This window comes from Streptomyces sp. NPDC048483, assembly GCF_040651455.1.
Lineage (GTDB): Bacteria > Actinomycetota > Actinomycetes > Streptomycetales > Streptomycetaceae > Streptomyces.
In genome coordinates this window covers 1-21,322 of sequence record NZ_JBEZJZ010000050.1, presented here as the reverse complement: position 1 = coordinate 21,322, position 21,322 = coordinate 1, and the positions used below count along the sequence as shown (strand labels likewise).

General features: G+C 71.2%; 15 protein-coding genes. 10 read left to right on the top strand and 5 right to left on the bottom strand.

From position 1 onward, the window contains the following. Nucleotides 1-62 precede the first annotated feature (62 nt). From AB0D04_RS23810 to AB0D04_RS23795, 4 genes are all read left to right on the top strand, one after another. The gene (locus AB0D04_RS23810; RefSeq protein ID WP_362706703.1) at nt 63-344 is read left to right on the top strand and encodes an acylphosphatase; all 282 of its coding nucleotides are present in this window, start codon (nt 63-65) and stop codon (nt 342-344) included. A 380-nt stretch (nt 345-724) separates the two neighbouring features. Continuing rightward, nucleotides 725-928, top strand: coding sequence for a hypothetical protein (locus AB0D04_RS23805; protein WP_046925798.1), 204 nt, complete (start codon nt 725-727; stop codon nt 926-928). A gap of 325 nt (nt 929-1,253) precedes the next feature. Continuing rightward, entirely contained in the window at nt 1,254-5,207 is a 3,954-nt protein-coding gene (locus tag AB0D04_RS23800) for an AAA family ATPase (RefSeq protein ID WP_362706700.1), read from the top strand. 499 nt (nt 5,208-5,706) lie between these two features. Continuing rightward, nucleotides 5,707-7,122, top strand: a complete 1,416-nt coding sequence (locus tag AB0D04_RS23795) for a sugar porter family MFS transporter (protein ID WP_362706697.1) — start codon at nt 5,707-5,709, stop codon at nt 7,120-7,122. 87 nt (nt 7,123-7,209) lie between these two features. Here AB0D04_RS23795 and AB0D04_RS23790 read toward each other — a convergent pair whose 3' ends face one another. From AB0D04_RS23790 to AB0D04_RS23775, 4 genes are all read right to left on the bottom strand, one after another. Beyond that, nucleotides 7,210-8,988, bottom strand: a complete 1,779-nt coding sequence (locus AB0D04_RS23790; protein WP_362706694.1) for an ankyrin repeat domain-containing protein — start codon at nt 8,986-8,988, stop codon at nt 7,210-7,212. Between the two features lie 58 nt (nt 8,989-9,046). Then, nucleotides 9,047-10,066, bottom strand: coding sequence for an LLM class flavin-dependent oxidoreductase (locus AB0D04_RS23785; protein WP_362706691.1), 1,020 nt, complete (start codon nt 10,064-10,066; stop codon nt 9,047-9,049). 90 nt (nt 10,067-10,156) lie between these two features. After that, nucleotides 10,157-11,659, bottom strand: coding sequence for a cytosine permease (locus AB0D04_RS23780; protein WP_362706688.1), 1,503 nt, complete (start codon nt 11,657-11,659; stop codon nt 10,157-10,159). Nucleotides 11,660-11,881: 222 nt separating this feature from the next. Further along, entirely contained in the window at nt 11,882-13,123 is a 1,242-nt protein-coding gene (locus tag AB0D04_RS23775) for an FAD-dependent oxidoreductase (protein ID WP_362706685.1), read from the bottom strand. Nucleotides 13,124-13,295: 172 nt separating this feature from the next. On the opposite strand from AB0D04_RS23775, the gene ftsY reads away from it, so the two are divergent. From ftsY to AB0D04_RS23760, 3 genes are all read left to right on the top strand, one after another. Continuing rightward, complete coding sequence (gene ftsY / locus AB0D04_RS23770) at nt 13,296-14,519, top strand: signal recognition particle-docking protein FtsY (protein ID WP_362706682.1); 1,224 nt, start codon at nt 13,296-13,298, stop codon at nt 14,517-14,519. 204 nt (nt 14,520-14,723) lie between these two features. Continuing rightward, on the top strand, nt 14,724-15,662 hold the full coding sequence (locus AB0D04_RS23765; protein WP_362706679.1) for a CPBP family intramembrane glutamic endopeptidase: 939 nt from the start codon (nt 14,724-14,726) through the stop codon (nt 15,660-15,662). 42 nt (nt 15,663-15,704) lie between these two features. Beyond that, the gene (locus AB0D04_RS23760) at nt 15,705-16,601 is read left to right on the top strand and encodes an alpha/beta hydrolase (RefSeq protein ID WP_362706676.1); all 897 of its coding nucleotides are present in this window, start codon (nt 15,705-15,707) and stop codon (nt 16,599-16,601) included. A 124-nt stretch (nt 16,602-16,725) separates the two neighbouring features. On the opposite strand, the gene AB0D04_RS23755 is transcribed toward AB0D04_RS23760, so the two are convergent. Beyond that, a complete protein-coding gene (locus AB0D04_RS23755) occupies nt 16,726-17,394 on the bottom strand; it encodes a bifunctional DNA primase/polymerase (protein ID WP_362706673.1) in 669 nt (222 codons plus the stop codon). 567 nt (nt 17,395-17,961) lie between these two features. Between AB0D04_RS23755 and AB0D04_RS23750 the strand changes: the two genes are divergently transcribed. From AB0D04_RS23750 to AB0D04_RS23740, 3 genes are all read left to right on the top strand, one after another. Then, nucleotides 17,962-19,368 carry a hypothetical protein gene (locus AB0D04_RS23750; protein ID WP_362706788.1) on the top strand — a complete coding sequence of 469 codons (1,407 nt, stop codon included), beginning with the start codon at nt 17,962-17,964 and terminating at the stop codon, nt 19,366-19,368. Between the two features lie 298 nt (nt 19,369-19,666). Further along, nucleotides 19,667-21,007 (top strand): ammonium transporter, encoded by a 1,341-nt coding sequence (locus AB0D04_RS23745; protein ID WP_362706670.1) that lies wholly within the window; start codon nt 19,667-19,669, stop codon nt 21,005-21,007. Beyond that, nucleotides 21,004-21,322: P-II family nitrogen regulator (locus AB0D04_RS23740; RefSeq protein ID WP_362706667.1), on the top strand; the 319-nt coding region annotated here is incomplete at its 3' end. The genes AB0D04_RS23745 and AB0D04_RS23740, both read left to right, overlap by 4 nt.

Here is a 21,322-nt window from a genome sequence, read left to right as displayed (position 1 = left end):
TGTACGCCATGCCATCCAGGGCCTAGGTGCCTACAGGGCAATTGGCCGGTTAACGTGCACACATGAACGAAGACGTCCGGGTGACCGCATGGGTACGCGGTCGCGTGCAAGGTGTCGGATTCCGCTGGTTCACCCGCGCAAACGCGATGCGCATCGGTGAACTCGCCGGTTTTGCGAGCAATCTCGGCGATGGCCGCGTCCAGGTGGTCGCCGAGGGGCCGAAGGATTGCTGCGAGCAGTTGCTGGACTGGCTGCGCACCGGAGACACGCCCGGCCGGGTCGACGGTGTCACTGAGATATGGGACACGCCCCGCGGCGGTTACGACGGCTTCGAGATCCGCTGACGGCCCCGACGAAGCCGACCGCACGGCCGGCAAAAATGATCTTCAGGCTATGGCTTTAGCGGCTGCTCACAGGAGATAAGGCCTGGTGGTTGCCAACTCGGCCGACCCGTGCAAGGCTGCGGCTGTACGGATGATCTCCACACCCCTACGGGACCTTTCTGGAGAGCAGGCGCAGAGCCGGAACGGCCGCGCACTCTCAGGTGCCCGACGATACGGGGTGTGATCGTGTTGACCCTCAAACCTTTTGGTGAGACTCTGGAATCCCCGCGCACCTTAGCTGTTTGGCATTGAAGACATCAGTAATGACAAGCACCGCGGGTGCGAATCCCTCACGACCCACACCGCTTCGGTCGGTCACTCAGTGTGGAGGACCATCCATCATGGCAAAGGCGCTTCTCGGTTACGTCGGCGGCTCCGACCCCCGAGTCCTCTCCGAGATGCGACGGCTTCAGCAGCGCGTCCAAGACCTTGAATCCGAACTTATTCGGATGCAGGCCGAAAACGACATGCTGTCCGCTGCCGCACGTCACGACGACTCGATGCTCGACATCGACGTACCCCAGGCGGAGCCCGCGCTCACCTGACCCCAACCCCAGGGCCGGTCGGGCTGCTCGCCAGCCGCTTGAGGCACCGCCGCTCTTCAAGATCTGCAAGGGACGCTTCGGCGTCCCTTCGTCGTTTCCCCGGCTTTCGTCATGTCCGGACCGGCCTCTACGGCCTCTTCGGCCCCACGGCGCCTCCCTTACCGCATGATGTGCCCTGCACTTTCCCCGGTGAAACCGAAAAGGAACGCCGCGGCATAGCCGGAGGCATACCCGGGGGTCGTACGCCCGCCGGAAACGCGGGCGGCGACCGACGGCGGAATGTTGGTCGCCGCCATCCGACAAGCGGCCGGTAGAGTGCAAAAGCGTGCATCTCAAGAGCCTGACCCTGCGAGGCTTCAAGTCCTTCGCCTCCGCCACGACACTGCGCTTCGAACCCGGCATCACCTGCGTCGTCGGGCCCAATGGATCCGGCAAGTCGAATGTCGTGGACGCACTGTCCTGGGTCATGGGCGAGCAGGGCGCCAAGTCACTGCGCGGCGGCAAGATGGAGGACGTCATCTTCGCCGGGACGACCGGCCGGCTACCGCTGGGCCGGGCCGAGGTCTCGCTCACCATCGACAATTCCGATGGCGCGCTCCCCATCGAATACGCCGAAGTCACCATTACCCGGATCATGTTCCGTAACGGCGGCAGTGAGTATCAGATCAACGGCGATACCTGCCGACTGCTCGATATCCAGGAACTGCTTTCCGACTCCGGCATCGGCCGCGAGATGCATGTCATCGTCGGCCAGGGCCAGCTCGACTCCGTACTGCACGCCGACCCGATGGGACGGCGGGGCTTTATCGAGGAAGCGGCCGGCGTCCTCAAGCACCGCAAGCGCAAGGAGAAGGCGCTGCGGAAACTGGAGGCGATGAAGGCCAACCTCGCCCGCATCCAGGACCTGACCGATGAGCTGCGCCGCCAGCTCAAACCACTGGGACGGCAGGCCGCGGTCGCCCGCCGGGCCGCCGTCATCCAGGCGGATCTGCGCGACACCCGGCTCCGGCTGCTCGCCGACGATCTCGTCACGCTGCGCCGCGCACTGCACGCCGAGATCGAGGACGAGGCCGCCCTCAAACAGCGCAAGGACGCCGCCGAGGCACAGCTGCGGACCGCGCAGCAGCGCGAGGCGGTGCTGGAGGCGGAGGTACGCACCCTCGCCCCACGGGTCCAGCGCGCCCAGCAGACCTGGTACGAGCTCTCGCAGCTCGCCGAACGGGTGCGGGGCACGGTCTCGCTGGCCGAAGCGCGGGTCAAGAGCGCCTCGCAGGCCCCGCCGGACGAGCGGCAGGGGCGCGACCCCGACGACATGGAGCGCGAGGCGGCCCGGATCCGCGAGCAGGAGGCGGAGTTGACGGCCGCGCTGGAAGCGGCCAGCCGGGCGCTGGAGGACACCGTCGAGCACCGCGCCGAGCTGGAGAGGCAGTTGGCCGACGAGGAGCGCAGGCTGCGGGACGCCGCCCGCGCCATCGCCGACCGGCGCGAGGGACTCGCCCGGCTCAGCGGACAGGTCACCGCGGCCCGCGGCCGGGCGGCCTCGGCGCGGGCGGAGATCGGCCGGCTCGCCGAGGCACGGGACGGCGCCCAGGAGCGGGCGGCCGCCGCCCAGGAGGAGTACGAGCAGCTCAGGGCCGAGGTCGACGGGCTGGACGCGGACGACGAGGACCTCGCGGAACGGCATGACGCGGCCCGCCGGGAGCTGACCGCGGCGGAGAGCGAGCTGAGCGCCGCGCGCGAGGCGCTCACCGCCGCAGAACGGGCGCGCGCCGCGACCTCGGCCCGGCACGACGCGCTGGCCCTCGGGCTGCGCCGCAAGGACGGTACGGGCGCGCTGCTGGCCGCCGCGGACCGTCTCACCGGCCTGCTCGGCCCCGCGGCGGAACTGCTGACCGTCACCCCCGGCTTCGAGGTCCCGGTCGCCGCCGCCCTCGGCGCGGCCGCGGACGCCGTCGCCGTCACCGGCCCGGCCACCGCCGCCGAGGCCATCCGGCTGCTGCGGAAGCAGGATGCGGGGCGGGCGGCGATGGTGCTGGCGGGCCATGCCGGTGGGGTTGGTGCGGCGGAGGGGGCGTATGTAGCGGCGGGCGAGGCTGAGGGCGTACGTGGTGCGGCGGCCGGGCGGGTGCCCGCGCCCGCGCGGGCGGGCGGGGAGGGGGCGCCGGCGCCGGACGGTACGGCTGTGGGGCACGGGGCGATCGGGCTGCAGGGTGCGGGCGGGGGCGGTGACCGCGCGCAGCGTGGTGCGAGGCACGGCGGAACCGAGCCGCAGGAGGCGGGCGGGGAGGGCACGCCGAGTGCGGCAGCCGGTGGCGAGGGGGCCGCGGGGGCAGTGGAGGCGGCGACGGAGGCCGGCGGCACCGTCCCGGCTGCGCGTGATGCAGGCACTGCGGGTGGCCCCGGAACCGGGAGGAACGCCGGCGCCGGCGGACCCGTTCCGGCCGTACCCCGCGTGCCCGGCCCCCGTTCCGAGCCCGTATGGGCCGGTCAACTGGTGCGTGGGCCGGAGGAGTTGACGGCAGCGGTCGCGCGGCTGCTGCGGGACGTGGTGGTGGTCGGGACGCTGGAGGACGCCGAAGAGCTGGTGGCGGCGCGGCCCGAGCTGACGGCGGTGACCGGTGAAGGGGATCTGCTGGGGGCGCATTTTGCACAGGGCGGGTCCGCCGGGGCGCCGAGTCTGCTGGAGGTGCAGGCGTCCGTCGACGAGGCGGCGGCCGAGCTGGAGGGCCTCGAGACGCGCTGCGCGGAGCTGACGGCGGCACAGCTGGCGGCGAAGGAACGGCGCGGCGAGTGTGCCGCGCTCGTCGAGGAACTGGGCGAGCGGCGACGCGCGGCGGACCGCGAAAAGTCCAAGGTCGCGGGGGACCTGGGGCGGCTCGGCGGGCAGGCGCGGGCGGCCGCGGGCGAGGCGGAACGCTCCGCGGCGGCGGCCGCCAAGGCGGAGGAGGCGCTCCTGCGGGCCACCGAGGAGGCCGAGGAGCTCGCCGAGCGGCTGGCGGTCGCCGAGGAGGACGCGGGCGCGGGCGACGAGGAGCCCGATACGGCCGCACGGGACAGGCTGGCCGCCGACGGGGCCAACGCCCGCCAGACCGAGATGGAGGCCCGGCTCCAGGCACGTACCCATGAGGAGAGGGTGAAGGCGCTGGCCGGGCGGGCGGATTCGCTGGACCGGGGGGCGCGCGCCGAGCGGGAGGCGCGGGCGCGGGCGGAGCAGCGGCGCGCCCGGCTGCGCCATGAGGCGGCAGTGGCGTCGGCGGTCGCCTCCGGTGCGCGGCAGCTGCTGGCCCACGCCGAGGTATCGGTCGTACGGGCCGAGGAGGAGCGCGCGGCTGCCGAACGGGCCAAGGCCGAGCGGGAAGCGGCGCTGGTGGCCGAGCGTGAGCAAAGCCGGGGGCTGAAGTCGGAGCTGGACAAGCTGACGGACTCGGTGCACCGGGGCGAGGTGCTGGGCGCGGAGAAACGGCTGCGGATCGAGCAGCTGGAGGCCCGTTCACTGGAGGAGCTGGGCGTGGAGCCGGCCGGGCTGATCTCGGAGTACGGCCCCGACCAGCCCGTACCGCCGTCGCCGCCCGCCCAGGACGAGGTGCTGCCCGAGGACCCGGATCATCCGCGAAACCAGCCGGCGCCCTACGTACGGGCCGAGCAGGAGAAGCGGCTCAAGGCCGCCGAGCGGGCGTATCAGCAGCTCGGGAAGGTGAACCCGCTGGCGCTGGAGGAATTCGCGGCGCTGGAGGAGCGCCATCAGTTCCTCAGCGAGCAGCTTGAAGACTTGAAGAAGACCCGGGCCGATCTGCTCCGGGTGGTCAAGGAGGTCGACGAGCGGGTGGAGCAGGTCTTCACCGAGGCCTTCCACGACACGGCACGGGAGTTCGAGGGGGTCTTCGCCCGGCTCTTCCCGGGCGGCGAGGGGCGGCTGGTGCTCACCGACCCGGACGACATGCTGGCGACCGGGGTGGACGTGGAGGCGCGGCCACCGGGCAAGAAGGTCAAGAGGCTGTCGCTGCTGTCGGGTGGCGAGCGGTCGCTGACCGCGGTGGCACTGCTGGTGTCGATCTTCAAGGCGCGGCCCAGTCCGTTCTATGTGATGGACGAGGTCGAGGCGGCGCTGGACGACACCAATCTGCAGCGGCTGATCCGGATCATGGAGGAGCTCCAGGAGAGCTCCCAGCTGATCGTGATCACCCACCAGAAGCGCACGATGGAGGTCGCGGACGCGCTCTACGGTGTTTCGATGCAAGGGGACGGCGTCTCGAAGGTGATCAGCCAGCGGCTGCACTGAGTCAATGGGCTGTGACGAATGCGTTTGTCCAGTGTCCAGTGTCCAGTGGCTGCACTGTCTCTGTTGTTGTGTGTCTCGGCGTGCCAGTGGGGGTGCCCCCGGTGCCTTGCTCCCCTGCCTCTTGCTGCCTCCTCATACTCCGGCAACGATTACTGAGTGTGATTAGTTCCCGGTGAATGTGGCAGAGAGTAATTGAGGTGGTGGGGGCTCTGCCCTGTCTGTCCGGGTGGTGCTGGGGGTTGTGGCGCGGGTGTTCCGGGGTGGCGCTGCGAGGGAGGGGCTCCCGTGCGGAGTCTTCATGACTTGAACATGGACGATGAAAGACTCCGGGAATCTTGCCGGGAAACGAATTCGTCACGGCCTATTGACTTCGAAACTTGAAGGCATAGTCTCTGCAACGTTGCTTTTACCTTCAAGTGGTGGGTACCCCCAACCTATGCGCCACTGGAAGGGCCAGCCCCCGATGCCCGGCAGCGCAGCCGGGCCACTGGAGTTCACGTTGACCAGCACCGCGCAGCCGACGGTTCCGGAAGGCCGTAAGGCCCACCCGGACCACCTCGGCCATGTCATCTTCATCACCGCGGCTGCCGCGATGGGCGGCTTCCTCTTCGGCTACGACAGTTCCGTCATCAACGGTGCCGTCGAGGCGATCCGCGACCGTTACGACGTCGGCTCGGCCGTTCTCGCCCAGGTGATCGCCGTCGCCCTGATCGGCTGCGCCATCGGCGCGGCGACCGCCGGCCGGATCGCCGACCGGATAGGCCGGATCCGCGTGATGCAGATCGCCTCGGTGCTGTTCACCATCAGCGCCGTCGGCTCCGCCCTGCCGTTCTCCCTCTGGGACCTGGCCTTCTGGCGGGTCATCGGCGGCTTCGCGATCGGTATGGCCTCGGTCATCGGCCCGGCCTATATCGCGGAGGTCTCGCCGTCCGCCTACCGCGGCCGCCTCGGCTCCTTCCAGCAGGCCGCGATCGTCATCGGCATCGCCATCTCCCAGCTCGTCAACTGGGGCATTCTCAACGTCGCGGGCGGTCAGCGCGCCACCCTCGCCGGCCTGGAGGCCTGGCAGTGGATGCTCGGCGTGATGGTCGTGCCGGCCATCCTCTACGGCCTGCTCTCCTTCGCGATCCCCGAGTCGCCGCGCTACCTGATCTCCGTCGGCAAGGTCGACCGTGCCAAGGAGGTGCTGTCCGAGGTCGAGGGCCACACCGTCAACCTCGACACCCGGGTCGTGGAGATCCAGGACGCGATGCGCCGTGAGCACAAGTCGAGCTTCAAGGACCTGCTCGGCAGCAAGATGGGCTTCCTGCCGATCGTCTGGGTCGGCATCGGGCTCTCGGTCTTCCAGCAGCTGGTCGGCATCAATGTCGCCTTCTACTACTCCTCGACGCTGTGGCAGTCCGTCGGTATCAACCCCGAGAGCTCGTTCTTCTACAGCTTCACCACCTCCATCATCAACATCGTCGGCACCGTGATCGCGATGCTCTTCGTCGACCGGATCGGCCGCCGCCCGCTGGCGCTGATCGGCTCGGCCGGTATGGCCATCGCGCTCGCCCTGGAGGCCTGGGCCTTCTCCGCCAAGACCGCGGCCGGCACCCTGCCGGCCACCGAGGGCGTCGTGGCCCTGATCGCCGCGCATGTCTTCGTGCTCTTCTTCGCCCTCTCCTGGGGCGTCGTGGTCTGGGTCTTCCTCGGCGAGATGTTCCCGAACAAGATCCGCGCCGCCGCGCTGGGCGTCGCCGCCTCCGCGCAGTGGATCGCCAACTGGGCCATCACCGCCAGCTTCCCGAGCCTGTCCGACTGGAACCTGTCGGGTACGTATGTGATCTACACGGTCTTCGCTCTGCTCTCGATCCCCTTCGTGCTCAAGTACGTCAAGGAGACCAAGGGCAAGGCGTTGGAGGAGATGGGCTAACCCCCCGCCAGTCCGTCTCCTCAGTTGTGGCTGCTGCCCCGGCTCACCCGAGCCGGGGCAGTACCGTTTCCGGGGTGTGCCGTCGGGCTAGTCGAGCAGCGGGCTGCCCTTCGGTATCTCCATCCAGCGGCGGGGCGGGCCGTCCAGCGGGGCTGCGTCCGTGACCCGCAGTCCCGCCATCGCCGAGGCGTAGGCGATCTCGGCGGCGCCCCACGCGTCCTCCGGCACATCCCAGTCCCAGAAGCGGTAGAGCCAGTGCGCATCGGGGGAGTCGGAGCCGAGCGCAGGGTGGCCGATCTCCTCCCAGGACTTGCTGTGGCCGTCGCGGGAGAGGCCGCCGAAGGTGCCTCCCGCGGGGTTGAAGTAGAGGCCGTAGGCGGTGGTGCCGGGGGAGAGGGCCTCGAGGACGGAGTCGGTATTCAGCAGATACGACGTGGGCTGGATCAGCACACATCCGCCGGGCACTCCCGTCACCCCGATGTGGCGCTCCGGGTCCTCGAACTCCCAGGGATCGAGGCCGTACAGGAACTCGTCCGGATCGATGTCGTCCTCGTCCTCGTCCTCCTCCTCCTCTTCGTCCTCGGCCTCGTCCTCGTCGTCCTCGTCGTCCTCGTCGTCGTCCTCATCGGACGCAGTGCAGGTGCACGGGCCGCCTCCCAGACGGCGGATGGCCTCGTCCTCGTCGATGCCCGGAACGAAGGCGATCGAGACGCCTTCGGTCTCCACCCCCGCGAACACGGCCGTCCGCTCATCGGCCTCCCGCTGGGCGGCCCGCTCCTCCTCCGTCAGCGGAACCGCCCCGGGCAGGCCGGCGAAGAGCGGGGCCATGGCCGTCGTCAGCGCCAGCCGGCCCGGCGAACGGCCGCAGAGCTGCGGGCTCCAGGCATCGGCCCCGGCCTCCAGCAGCAGCGCGGCGTTCTCCTTTGCGCCGTGGCAGACCGCGTGCCACAGCGCGGTGCAGCCTTCGCCGTCCCGGGCGTCCACCTCGCGGGCCCGCGCGATCAGCTCGGCGACGATCCCGGGCGGGCTCTGCGCGGCGGCCAGATGCAGCGGTGTTTCGACCGAGTCGGGCTGGACGCGGTCGGGATCGGCGCCGTTCGCCAGGCGGGTCCGGACCAGCTCCGCGTCCCGCCAGTCGTGGGTGCCCATCCACTCCCAGTCGGCCCGCGACGGGTCGGGGGTGGGCGGGCTCCACTCCTCGGGCTCCGGGGGCTGCGCCATGATCTCGTACGGCCCGATGCTCGCGAACAGGAAGTTCTGCTCGTCCTCAGCGTCCGACGGCGGGGCGGGCGGCGCGGCGTCCGGCCAGATCTCCAGGGCCTCGCCGACCGCCGCCCGCAGCGCCGCGGCGTCGATGTCCGTATGCGTCTCGGGTACCCGTTCGTCCGGCCAGGCGACCACCAGCTGCGTCGGCCCCAGGGGCGGCAACTGGGAAAGATGCAGCTCCAGTTGATAGTGGAAGGCGCCGCCGGAGCCGTCCGTCAGCCGCAGGGAGGGGCGGTCCGTCGCGGGCCATTCCTCGCCGTCGAGCGTGCTGACCTTGCGCCCGTCGGACAGCTGCACCCCCAAACGCAGTCCGCCCGGGTGCGTCCCGTCGTCGTCCGGCCGGCCTTCCGGTCGGGCCCGCCGCAGGAAGACGTTCACCCGCAACGTCACCGAGCTCGGCCAGACCTCCCACCCCGTGAGCATGATGCGGACGTCCGGCCCGACGCCGATCTCCACGACCTGCCGTATCTGCGCCGGTACGAACCAGTCGGCGGGTGCAAAGCCCTCGTCCTCGGCGGGCTCATACCGGCTCAACACCAGCCCCTCGCCCAGCGGTTCGGGCGGTGCGGCGCCGGCGATCGGTACGTCGAAGAAGTTCATGTGACAGATAGTGACACCCGCCACTGACAACGCCGCCCCACGCGGCCATCGCCGCAGGTCAAACCGCTGTACCGCCCGCCGTACCGGCCTCCAGCCGCGGCATCACCCGCTCCGTGAAGAGATGCAGCGAACGCCAGCCCTCGTCGACCGGCATCCCGCCGCACAGCGGATGCAGGATCAACGAGCCCTGCGCGCCTGCCTCCTGGGCCAGCCGCACGCAGTCGTCCGGCGTGACGATCCGGTAGACGCCCTCCTTGCGCAGCGCCTCGGCGTCCGTCGCGGCGGAGCGCACCGCGGAGCGGATATCGGCGGACTGCCAGGAGGCGTAGGTCTGTGCCTCGTGCAGCAGATGCGACCCGTACGCGGCCCAAGTGCGGTCCGGATCCTCGGAGATGTGCAGGAGGCTGGTCCGCTCGGGCGGCTGCATGACCCAGCCCTCGGTGCCGTACTCGGCGCGCCGCTCCTCGTAATAGGCCGCCAGCTCCGGGAGATGGGCGCTGGGGAAGAGCGGCAGTCCCAGGCGGGCGGCGCGCCGGGCCGCGGCGCGGGAGCTGCCGCCGACCAGCAGCAGGGGATGCGGCTGGGTGTACGGGCGCGGGGTGACCCGGACGGTGCGGCCCTGATAGGTGAACGGTTCGCCGGTCCAGGCGGCGAGCAGGGTCTCGAGCACCTCGTCCTGGAGTGCGCCGCGGCCCGCCCAGTCCTTGCCGTGTGCCGTGTACTCCTCCTCCCGGTAGCCGAGCCCGGCGACGGTCATCAGGCGGCCGCCGCTGAGGAGGTCGAGCGAGGCGATGTCCTCGGCCAGCCGCAGCGGGTCGTGCAGCGGTGTGATCAGGGCGGAGACGGTGACGCCGATGCGGCGGGTGGCGCCGAAGACGGCGCCGGCGAAGGTGAGTGGGGAGGGTATCCAGCCGTTGGTGGTGGCGTGGTGCTCCTCGGTCTGGACCATGGTCAGCCCGCGGTCGTCGGCGAAGGCGGCCATCTCGACGGCGGCGCGGTATCGGGCGGAGAGCGCGTCAGGGGCGGGCGACGGGTCGACGAGGTTGAAGCGCAGGACCGTGACGGGCTTCGCAGACATGACGACGTCCCCTTCGCCGGGCGGTGGGCGAAGGGGACGCTAGCTGACGTTACGTCAGATGGCCAGGGTGCGGGGCCGGCCCGCCCGGGGTCAGCCGACCTCGGCCGGCGCCGGGGCCTCGTCGGTCACCGGCCCGGACGTGCCCACCGGCTCGGACGCGCCCGCCGGGGCGGTCTCGCGGGCCGCCGGCAGCACCGCGAAGACCAGCGCGGAGATCGCAATCGTGGCGGCCCAGCCCAGGCCGTTCTCGCCGACCCAGGTGGTGGCCAGCGGGCCGGTGAACCACTGGACCTTGGTGAAGCACAGGCCCGCGGCCAGCGCGACGCCCCAGGCGGTCATGGCCTGCCAGCAGAAGCCGCCGACGTACCAGTAGCGGCTGGTGCGGCCGGTGTTCATCAGGCTGTCCGCGTCGTAGCGCACGGTCTTCTTGCGGCGCCGCGCCATGTCGATGCCGTACACGCCGATCCATGCGGAGAACGAGACCGCGAGCAGCGTCAGGAAGGCGATGAACTGGCCGATGAAGTCCTTGGCCACCAGCATCATGAACAGGCCGCCGACCAGGCTGATGACGGCGTTGATGCTGACCGCCAGGGCGCGCGGCAGCTTGACGCCCATGGTCTGGGCGGTGAAGCCCGCGGAGTACATCGACAGGCTGTTGATCAGCACCATGCCGATCAGCGCGGTGAGCAGGTACGGGATCGCGATCTCGCGCGGCAGGACCTGGCCGAGGAACGACATCGGGTCGGTGTTCTGGTTGGCCAGCGACGGGTTGCCGACGGCCATCACGCCACCCATGATCACCATCGGGATCAGCACCAGGGCCGCACCGGAGATGGTGGTGCCGACGATCTTCTTGCCGGAGGCGGAGTGCGGCAGGTAGCGCGCGAAGTCCGGGCCCGTGGGGACCCAGCTGATGCCGCCGGCTGCGATGGTGCCGATGCCCGCGATCATCAGGGTGGCGCTGCCCGGCGACTTGGAGAGGATGTCGCTCCACGGCATCTTGACGATCAGATGGACCAGGACGACCACGCTGATCGCGCTGAACAGGTACGTCGAGTACTTGTTGCACACGTTCAGCGCCTTGCGGCCCAGACCGCTCACCAGGAAGGTGCAGGCGACAAAGCCGAGCAGCGTGACGACGATCAGGACGTTGTTGGCCTTGATGCCGAACACCAGGTTCAGGATGGTCAGGATGGCGTACGCGCCGGTGACCGCGTTGATCGTCTCCCAGCCGAAGCGGGCGACCCACAGGATCGCGCCCGGGAAGTAGTTGCCCCGCACGCCGAAGGTGGCGCGGGAGAGCATCGCGCCCGGGGCGCCGCCCCACTTGCCGGAGACCGACAGGATGCCGACCATGCCGAAGGACACGGCGGAGGCGATGGCGGCCACGATCAGGACCTGCCAGAAGTTCAGGCCGTTGTTGATCACCAGGGAGGCGCCCATGGTGAGCAGCAGCACGCTGATGTTGGCGGCGACCCAGGTGGGGAAGAGCTCGCGGACGCGGCCCTGGCGCTCGTTGTCGGGGACGGGTTCGATGCCGCGGGTCTCGACGGCGCCTTCGGAAGCGGACGTGGACGTGGTGCTGGTGCCCATAGGTGCGGTGTCTCCGTGCGGGGGATCTGGGGCACCCCCGGGGAGGAGGTGCAGGCAGCGGCTGTGGTACCTGGCCGGATTTGGCTGCCAGGACTCTACGCGCGTTGAGTGGCTGGCCACCATCGTACTTTGAACCAAGTTCTACTCGTACATCCCTTTGGATCCCCCGACAAGGACAGGCATCACACGCCCTTGTGGAAGGATCCATTCCCCCCTCGCTGATCAGGGCGGGGACGGTGCCGACCGCCGCTGGCTGACACGGTGGTCGGCCCGCCGCAGCAGCTCCTCGGGGTCGTCGACCGGCGGCGAGATCCACGTCTCGTTGATGGCGCGCTTCAGCTCCTTCTCGAAGCCTTCGGGGCCGCGCCGCAGCGTCCGGTCGAACCCGGCCGTGGCCACCGCGCCGGCCGCGCCGAGATCCAGACAGGTGCTGTACGGGTCGGGTGTGAAGTCGACCGGCGGCAGGCCGAGCAGATCGGCCGCGGCGTTGTGGCCCGCCGCCTTGCCCAGCGGCGTCGCGTACTGGCAGCTCTGCGGCACGGCGTGGCCGCCCTCCGCCCTGGCCGCCGCGGTGTCCCCGGCCGCGTAGACGCCCTCGACGCCGGACACCCGCAGCCGGCCGTCCACGGCGAGCCGCCCCAGCCCGTCCCGCGGCGCGGGGATCTGCGCGGTCAGCGCGCTCGCCCGCATCCCGGCGGTCCACACGGCCGTACGGGCGGGCAGCACGCTGCCGTCGGAGAGCCGCACCGCGTGCGCGTCCAGCCCGGTGACCGTGACGCCGAGGCGCCGCTCGATGCCCAGCTCGTCCAGCGCCCGCGTGATCACCGGACGGGCCGCCTCGCCCAGCCCCTCCCCGACGGCTGCCGCCCGCTCGACGAGGATCACCCGCACCTCGTCCCCGGCGCCGTACGGGGCGGCCCGGGCGCGCAGCCGGCCGACCAGCTCGGTGGCGATCTCCAGCCCGGTGAACCCGGCGCCGACCACCACCGCACTCCAGCGGCCCGGCCCGTCCGGCCCGTCGGGCAGCGCCCGCAGATGGTCCTCCAGCTTCACCGCGGCGGCCAGGGTGTCGATGTCGTGCAGCAGTGCGGCGCCGGGCAGCTCGGGCCGGACCACAGCGCTCCCGGTGGCCAGCACCAGCCGCCGGTAGCCCACCTCCATGCGGGTGCCGTCGGCGGCGGTCGCGGTGACCCGGCGCCGCCCGGTGTTGACGGCCGTCGCGGTCGCGGCGATCCGGCGCACGCCGACCGGACCCAGCACCCGGTCGAGCGGGACGCGGAAGCCGGCCGGATCGGCCTGGTAGAGGCGGGGGCGGAGGGCCAGGTCGGGGAGCGGGGTGAGCAGCGCGACCGTTGTGCCGCCGGCTTGGGGGTGGGTGTCCTCGTGGGCGCGCAGTAGGCGGGTGGCCGCGGCGGCGCTCCACAGTCCGGCGAAACCGCCGCCCAAAACCAGGACATCAAACATCCAGATTCCCCTTCCAGCGCTCCACGGGCGGGTCCCGGGGAGATGAATCCGGATACTACACATCCAGAATTGATCCTGGACACAGCGCATCCGGATTCGGTCCAGGGGCCGTGAATCCGGGTCCGGCGCGTGCAGTCCCCACCGGCGGGGCGTGGCTGATACTGGAGGGGTTATGGAAACCGTCATCCTTGCTGTAGTCATCGCCGTGGTCGTGCTCGGCGCGATCAGCGGGCTCGTCGTCAGCGGCCGCAAGAAGAAGCAGCTGCCGCCGTCCCCGCCGGCCGCCCCCTCCGTCACCGCGCCTCCCGCCGAACCGCATGTCGGTGAGGAAGCCGAAGCCCCCAGCGACGAAGAACGTCGCACCATCGAAGAGGTCGGACTGCCGTCGGCCGAGGCCGAGGCACCCGTCGCCGAGCCCGAGGCGCCCGCCGCGCCCCCGGTACCGGCCGTCGAGGTTCCCGAGCCCACCGCAGGCCGGCTGGTCCGGCTGCGCGCCCGGCTCTCCCGTTCCCAGAACACCCTCGGCAAGGGCCTGCTCTCCCTGCTCTCCCGCGAACACCTCGACGAGGAGACCTGGGAGGAGATCGAGGACACCCTGCTGACCGCCGACGTCGGCGTCGCCCCCACCCAGGAACTCGTCGACCGGCTGCGCGAGCGCGTCAAGGTCCTCGGCACCCGCACCCCCGAGGACCTGCGCACGCTGCTGCGCGAGGAGCTGCTCGCCCTCATCGGCACCGACGAGGACCGCGCCGTGCACACCGCCAACGGCATCGGCAACGGCGGCACGGAGATCCCCGGCGTCGTCCTGGTCGTCGGCGTCAACGGCACCGGCAAGACCACGACCACCGGCAAGCTCGCCCGTGTCCTGGTGGCCGACGGCAAGTCCGTCGTCCTCGGCGCTGCCGACACCTTCCGCGCCGCCGCCGCCGACCAGCTCCAGACCTGGGGCGAGCGGGTCGGCGCCCGTACGGTCCGCGGGCCCGAGGGCGGCGACCCCGCCTCCATCGCCTTCGACGCGGTGAAGGAAGGCATCGCCGAGTCCGCCGATGTCGTCCTGATCGACACCGCCGGCCGGCTGCACACCAAGACCGGCCTGATGGACGAGCTCGGCAAGGTCAAGCGGGTCGTCGAGAAGCACGGCCCGGTCGGCGAGGTGCTGCTCGTCCTGGACGCCACCACCGGCCAGAACGGCCTGGTGCAGGCGCGGGTGTTCGCCGAGGTCGTGGACATCACCGGCGTGGTGCTCACCAAGCTCGACGGCACCGCCAAGGGCGGCATCATCGTCGCCGTCCAGCGCGAACTGGGCGTACCGGTCAAGCTGGTGGGCCTGGGCGAGGGTGCGGACGACCTCGCGCCGTTCGAGCCCGAGGCCTTCGTCGATGCGCTGATCGACTGACGCGCTCCCCCGGGCGCCACGCCCCGGCTGTCACCGGTCCCCGGACCCGCACACGGCGGGTACCGGGGGCCGGCCTCGTTCCCTCGCCACCCGGTCCGGATGCCCCTGGTGATGGCGGCACCCCGCTCCCTGGGGAAGCCCGGACGCTCATGAGGGGGGACAGCCGCATTCTCTGCCCCGGGCGTGGCTCATAGCGTCATCGCCATGACAACTCCCCTGGCGTTATCGGCGCCCGCAGCACGGCGTCGTGGACCGCTGGTCTTTCTGGGCGTGGCCTGTCTGGGCATCTGGGTGGCCATGACGCCGCTCCTGGCCACGGGATTCCAGCGGGCGGACGGCCGGGCGGAGACCGGCGCCCTGGCGCAGGCGTGCATCGCGGCGGCGATGTTCGCGCCGGCGCTCGCGGCGGTCCTCGTAGTCCGCTTCGTCGAGCGGACCGGCCGGGTGCGGGACGTCCTCGCCCTGCGGTGGCCGACTCCCTGGAACCACGCCGTGCGGGCGTGCCTGACGGCCCTTGCCGTCCCGGCGGGCCTGACCGCCCTCGCCCTCGCCCTCGGCCACGCAGCGGGCGTCTACCCCGTGGGCGAGGTGCACTGGAAGGGACTCGGTACCTGGGCGGCAGGGCTGCTGCTGCAGATACTGGTGTCGCTGCCCCTGTTCTTCGGCGAGGAACTGGGCTGGCAGGGCTACCTGTTCCCGCGCCTGGCACACGGCGGGCCGCGGCCTCGCCCGCTGTTCGCCTACCTGGCCACCGGCCTCGCGTTCGCGTTGTGGCATCTGCCCACCCTGCTGATGGGCGGCCAGTATCCGGGGCACCCCTGGTACGTGTCCGTGCCTGCGATGCTGGTGAGCTGCACGCTCGCGCTGCCCCTCTTCACCTGGCTGCGGCTGCGCTCCGGCTCGGTGGTCCCCGCGGTCCTCGGCCATGCCTTCGTGAGCACGGCCAGCGTGAACATGGTCAAGGAGTTCGCCGACCGGGACGTCCCCCTGGATCCCCTGCAGATGGGGCTCGCCGGCTGGCCCGGCTGGATCGTCATGGGCACCTTCGTCGCCTTCCTCGCCCTGACGGGACGGCTCCGCACGGCGCCGGATCTCCTGGACCGCGGCTCCTCCCGGAAGCCCCCGGCCCTGGCGCCCTCATAGATCCATCGCCGCGCGCTCAAGGCCGTGGGCATGCTGAGGATCATGACCACACCCCTCGAGGTACCGGCCCGCGCCGGTACGGAACGGCTCCCCGACGGACGGCTGCTGGGCTGGGCCGAGTGGGGTCCGGCAAACGGCACGCCGGTCCTGCTCTCCTCGGGCGCGGCCACCGGCCGGCGCCTGGGATCCGGCCGGGCCGCCGCCGAGCGGCTCGGGGTCCGGCCGATCAGTCTGGACCGGCCCGGCCCGGGCGCCTCCTCGCCCGCGCCCCGCCGCACCTTCGCCGACTTCGCTGCCGGCATACGGGACTTCGCCGCCCGGCGGGATCCGGGCCGGCCCGCCATGGCCGGCCATGCGCAGGGGGCGCCGTTCGCCCTCGCCTGCGCCGCGCACGGCGTGACCGGCGCGCCGGCGGTCGTCTCCGGGGCGGACGAGGTCGCCGCCCCGCGGTTCGCAGGGGCGCTGCCCGACGAATTGCGCCGGCTCGTCGCTCTCGCGGTGTCCGACCCGGACGCCGCCGAGCAGCTCTTCGCCCGATTCACCGCGCAGGCCATGTGGGCCATGGCCATGGTCATGGCCGGCAGCCCGGACTGCGACCTCGCCGTCCACGAGGAGCCGACGTTCGCCGCCGCCTGCCGGCACGCGCTGGACGAGGCCTTCGCACCGGGACCTCAGGGGTATGCGCGCGACACCGTGCTCGCCATGGGCCGGTGGGACATCGATCTCTCCGCGATCCGGGTCCCGGTGGACCTGTGGTACGGCGAGGAGGACGCCACCCACTCACCGGGCCAGGGCGCCGGCCTGACCGAGCGGATCCCGGGAGCCGTCCGGCACCTCGTTCCGGGGATCGGGGGCGCCGTGCTGTGGACCCACGCCGAGGACGTCCTCCGTACGCTCCTCGACCGCACCGGCGGACCGGAGCCGGCCGATGCACCGTGAGACCGATGTGCTGCGGGACCGGGGCGTCGCAAGACCGATACGCCGTTGGACGGATGCGGCGTAGGACGGATACGGCGTAGGGCCGACGAGCCGTAACGGGTCCGGGTCCGGGACCGGCGCCGGTTCAGACGCAGACGCGCGCGCAGAGATACGCCAAAGTGCCGACCATCAGGCGCGCCTGCGGCGGACGGCGGGCCGTCTCCGGGGCCGGCGGGCGCAGCCAGCGCATCGGGCCCTGGCCGCCGAGGTCGGACGGCGGCGCGGTGATGTGGTCGCCGTCGCCCAGCGGACGCAGGTCGAGGTCGGCGTCGTCCCAGCCCGTCCGGTAGAGCAGGCCCGGCAGATCGGCGGCCGCGCCGGGGGCGACGAAGAACAGGGCGCGGCCGGCCGGGGTGGCGGCCACCGGGCCGAGCGGCAGGCCCATCCGCTCCAGCCGGGCCATCGCGCCGCGGCCCGCCGCCTCCGGGACGTCGAGGATGTCGAACGACCGGCCCACCGGGAGGAGCACGGCCGCGCCCGGCGTCTCGGACCAGGCCGTCGCGGCCTCCTCCAGCGTCGCCCCGGCCGCCAGCTCCTTGCCGAAGTCCAGCGGATGCGCGCCGGGGGAGGGGCAGTCGGCGGCGCCGCACGAGCAGTCCGTACGGCCGCTGCCGGAGCGGACCGCGCGGGCACCGGGGGCGACGTCCCAGCCCCACAGACCGGTGCACTCCGCCACCGCCGTGATCTCCGGCGACCGGGCGCGGCGCCGCGCGCCGGACCGAATCTCCCGGATGCCACCGATCGTGAAGCCCATGCCCCCTCCAACGGGTGCTGCCTGCCTGTGGTTACGAGCCGGTGAGCTGCCCGGCCGACCCCAACTGCCGTGCTGTACCGCGCCGTCGACGGCCGGTGGTGTCGGGGCGCGGTGCGGGGTGACGGGTTGCGCCGGGTCGTGCGGTGCGGACCGCACTCCCTTGTGCGCACCGTTCCGCCCGGCCCGTTCCGACCTCTGTCAAGTCAATCGCGAGAGCCCGCCGGGCAGTTCATTCAAAGGGGTGGCGAATGGTGGCGTTTCCGCGATCGCCCTCGCGGGGGGCGTGATCGTAGGATTACTTTCAGTGCGTGAACCCCTCAGAGGCATCCTTCGCACGGGTATGCCGGTGGCAACGCGCCGGTCGGGCACAGGCCAAAAGGTGTGGCCGGAATGCGTGATCGGGTAGATGTACCACGGACAGGCGTCGCAAACGGGCGGCGGCCTGGAAACGGTTCGCACCAAATACCGGGCAACTATCGGGATGGGGGCTTCCAAGTGGCCGGCAACGGCGGCACGGGCGGCACCGACGCCGTCAAACGACCCAACGCACAACTGGGTTCGTGGTTCATGCGCAGCGGCTGGTCCAAGGGCGAGCTGGCGCGACAGGTCAACCGCCGGGCGCGGCAGATGGGCGCCCATCACATCAGCACCGACACCTCCCGGGTGCGCCGCTGGCTCGACGGCGAGCAGCCGCGCGAGCCCATTCCGCGGATCCTGTCCGAGCTGTTCTCGGAACGGTTCGGCTGCGTCGTCGGCATCGAGGAACTGGGCCTGCGCACCGCACATCAGTCCCCCTCCACCTCCGGCGTCGACCTGCCCTGGGCAGGCCCCCAGACCGTCAGCCTCATCAGCGAGTTCTCCCGCAGCGACCTGATGCTGGCGCGTCGCGGCTTCCTGGGCACCTCCCTGGCGCTGGCCGCCGGGCCCACCCTGATCGAGCCGATGCAGCGCTGGCTGGTGCCGGTGCCCGCCGGGCAGGGCGGTGCTCAGGCACCGCCGGACCGCGCGCGGCGGCCCGTCCGGCTCTCCCGGCCCGAGCTCGAACTCCTCGAATCGACGACCGCGATGTTCCGGCAGTGGGACGCCCAGTGCGGCGGCGGCCTGCGGCGCAAGGCGGTCGTCGGCCAGCTCCACGAGGTCACCGACCTCCTCCAGGAGCACCACTCCGAGGAGATCTCCAAGCGGCTGTTCAAGGTCGCCGCCGAGCTCGCCGAGCTGGCCGGCTGGATGAGCTACGACATCGGGCTCCAGCCCACCGCCCAGAAATACTTCGTGCTCGCGCTGCACGCCTCCAAGGAGGCCGGCGACCGCCCCCTGGGCTCGTACATCCTGTCCAGCATGAGCCGCCAGATGATCCATCTCGGGCGGTCGGAGGACGCGCTGGAGCTGATCCACCTCGCCCAGTACGGCAGCCGGGAGACGGCCACCCCCCGCACCCAGGCGATGTTGTATGCGATGGAGGCGCGCGCCTACGCCGGGATGGGCCAGCCCAGCAAGGTCAAGCGGGCCGTCCGGATGGCCGAGGACACCTTCTGCGACGTCACGCCGGGCGACGCCGAACCGGACTGGATCCGCTTCTTCTCCGAGGCCGAGCTGAACGCCGAGAACGCCCACTCCTACCGTGACCTCGCCTATGTGGCGGGCCGCAGCCCCACCTACGCCTCGCTCGCCGAGCCCGTCATGCAGCGCGCCGTGGAGCTGTTCGGCAAGGACCCCGAACACCAGCGGTCGTATGCGCTCAACCTCATCGGGATGGCCACCGTCCATCTGCTGCAGAAGGAGCCGGAGGCCTGCGCGGCGATGGCGCAGCAGGCGATCCCGTTCGCCAAACAGGTCCGCTCCGAGCGGGTCAACACCCGGCTGCGCAAGACGGTGGACACCGCGGCCCGCGAGTTCTCCGGCGTCGCCGAGGTGTGCCGGCTGAGCGATGAGCTCTCCCGCCAGCTGCCGGAACACGCGGCGGAGGCCGTCTGACCCCACCGCCCCAAGGCCCCCGGCCGCGGCCGCCGCCCCGTACAGCCCGACTCGGCTTCCCCACGCCAGGTCATACGGACGGCGCCGCGGCCGGGTCTGTTCGATGGTTGCGGGGGGCTGAACGGGGGAGTGCCGGGCGAGGGCGCAGTTCACCTTGGCGTAACACGTACGGCGTCTTCGTCACTGCCGCGAAACACCCGCAAGGTTTGGCCGAAACCACGCTGCGACAACCTCATCGCGAAGTCGGCCCACCCAGCACCACGCCCGCACGGGCCGCATCGACGACGAGGAGACGCCGATGCCCCCAGGCATCCTGACAATGGCAGCGGACAAGGCCACACTCAGTCCGGCCAACACCGGATTCATGCTGATCTGCTCCGCGCTGGTGATGGTCATGACACCCGGCCTCGCCTTCTTCTACGGAGGCATGGTCCGGGTCAAGAGCGTGCTCAACATGCTGATGATGAGTTTCATCAGCCTGGGCATCGTGACGATCCTTTGGGTCCTGTACGGCTTCGGGCTCACCTTCGGCACGGACAAGGGCGGCTTTGTCGGCTGGACCGGCGACTTCGCCGGCCTCAGCAACATCGGACTGACCGAGCTGTGGGGATCCACCACCATCCCGGTCTATGTTTTCGCGGTCTTCCAGCTGATGTTCGCGATCATCACGCCCGCGCTGATCAGCGGCGCGCTCGCGGACCGGGTGAAGTTCACCGCCTGGGCGCTGTTCATCGCCCTGTGGGTCACCGTCGTCTACTTCCCCGTCGCCCACTGGGTGTGGGGCGAGGGCGGCTGGCTCTTCAAGCTGGAGGTCATCGACTTCGCCGGCGGTACGGCCGTGCACATCAACGCCGGTGCCGCCGCGCTCGGCGTGATCCTGGTCGTCGGCAAGCGCATCGGCTTCAAGAAGGACCCGATGCGGCCGCACAGCCTGCCCCTGGTGATGCTCGGCGCCGGCCTGCTGTGGTTCGGCTGGTTCGGCTTCAACGCCGGCTCCTGGCTCGGCAACGACGACGGCATCGGCGCGGTCGCCTTCGTCAACACCCAGGTCGCCACCGCCGCCGCGATGCTCGGCTGGCTCGCCTACGAAAAGCTCCGGCACGGCTCGTTCACCACACTGGGCGCCGCCTCCGGCGCGGTCGCCGGACTCGTCGCGATCACCCCGGCCTGCGGCTGCGTCAGCCCGCTCGGCGCCATCGCGATCGGCGTGATCGCCGGTGTGCTGTGCGCGATGGCCGTCGGCCTGAAGTACAAGTTCGGCTACGACGACTCCCTCGACGTCATCGGCGTCCACCTGGTCGGCGGCGTCGCCGGATCGCTGCTGATCGGACTGTTCGCCACCGGCGGGGTACAGAGCGAGGCCAAGGGCCTGTTCTACGGCGGCGGCTTCGAGCAGCTCGGCAAGCAGGCCATCGGAGTGGTCAGCGTGCTGCTGTACTCCCTGGTCGTCTCCTACGTCCTTGCCAAGGTCATCGACCTGGTGATGGGCTTCCGGATCGAGGCGGACGAGGAGATCGCCGGCATCGACCAGGCCGCACACGCCGAGACGGCGTACGACTTCACCGGCGCAGGCGGCGGCGCGATGGCCCGCAAGGGCCCGGCACTCGGTGAGACCCTGACGAAGAAGGTGGACGCGTGAAGCTCATCACGGCAGTAATCAAGCCGCACCGGCTGGACGAGGTGAAGGACGCCCTGCAGGCGTTCGGCGTCCACGGCCTGACCGTCACCGAGGCCAGCGGCTACGGCCGGCAGCGCGGCCACACCGAGGTGTACCGCGGCGCCGAGTACACCGTCGACCTGGTGCCCAAGATCCGTATCGAGGTGCTGGTGGAGGACGCCGACGCGCAGGAGCTGCTCGACGTCATCGTCAAGGCGGCCCGTACCGGCAAGATCGGGGACGGGAAGGTGTGGAGCGTTCCGGTTGACGACGCGGTCCGGGTACGCACCGGAGAAC

What these genes read in the sequence shown, in the direction of transcription:
- AB0D04_RS23810 (WP_362706703.1), top strand. Translation starts at nt 63, where the DNA reads ATGAACGAAGACGTCCGGGTGACCGCATGGGTACGCGGTCGCGTGCAA.
- AB0D04_RS23805 (WP_046925798.1), top strand. Translation starts at nt 725, where the DNA reads ATGGCAAAGGCGCTTCTCGGTTACGTCGGCGGCTCCGACCCCCGAGTC.
- AB0D04_RS23790 (WP_362706694.1), bottom strand. Translation starts at nt 8,988, where the DNA reads ATGAACTTCTTCGACGTACCGATCGCCGGCGCCGCACCGCCCGAACCG.
- AB0D04_RS23785 (WP_362706691.1), bottom strand. Translation starts at nt 10,066, where the DNA reads ATGTCTGCGAAGCCCGTCACGGTCCTGCGCTTCAACCTCGTCGACCCG.
- AB0D04_RS23780 (WP_362706688.1), bottom strand. Translation starts at nt 11,659, where the DNA reads ATGGGCACCAGCACCACGTCCACGTCCGCTTCCGAAGGCGCCGTCGAG.
- AB0D04_RS23775 (WP_362706685.1), bottom strand. Translation starts at nt 13,123, where the DNA reads ATGTTTGATGTCCTGGTTTTGGGCGGCGGTTTCGCCGGACTGTGGAGC.
- ftsY (WP_362706682.1), top strand. Translation starts at nt 13,296, where the DNA reads ATGGAAACCGTCATCCTTGCTGTAGTCATCGCCGTGGTCGTGCTCGGC.
- AB0D04_RS23765 (WP_362706679.1), top strand. Translation starts at nt 14,724, where the DNA reads ATGACAACTCCCCTGGCGTTATCGGCGCCCGCAGCACGGCGTCGTGGA.
- AB0D04_RS23760 (WP_362706676.1), top strand. Translation starts at nt 15,705, where the DNA reads ATGACCACACCCCTCGAGGTACCGGCCCGCGCCGGTACGGAACGGCTC.
- AB0D04_RS23755 (WP_362706673.1), bottom strand. Translation starts at nt 17,394, where the DNA reads ATGGGCTTCACGATCGGTGGCATCCGGGAGATTCGGTCCGGCGCGCGG.
- AB0D04_RS23750 (WP_362706788.1), top strand. Translation starts at nt 17,962, where the DNA reads ATGCGCAGCGGCTGGTCCAAGGGCGAGCTGGCGCGACAGGTCAACCGC.
- AB0D04_RS23745 (WP_362706670.1), top strand. Translation starts at nt 19,667, where the DNA reads ATGCCCCCAGGCATCCTGACAATGGCAGCGGACAAGGCCACACTCAGT.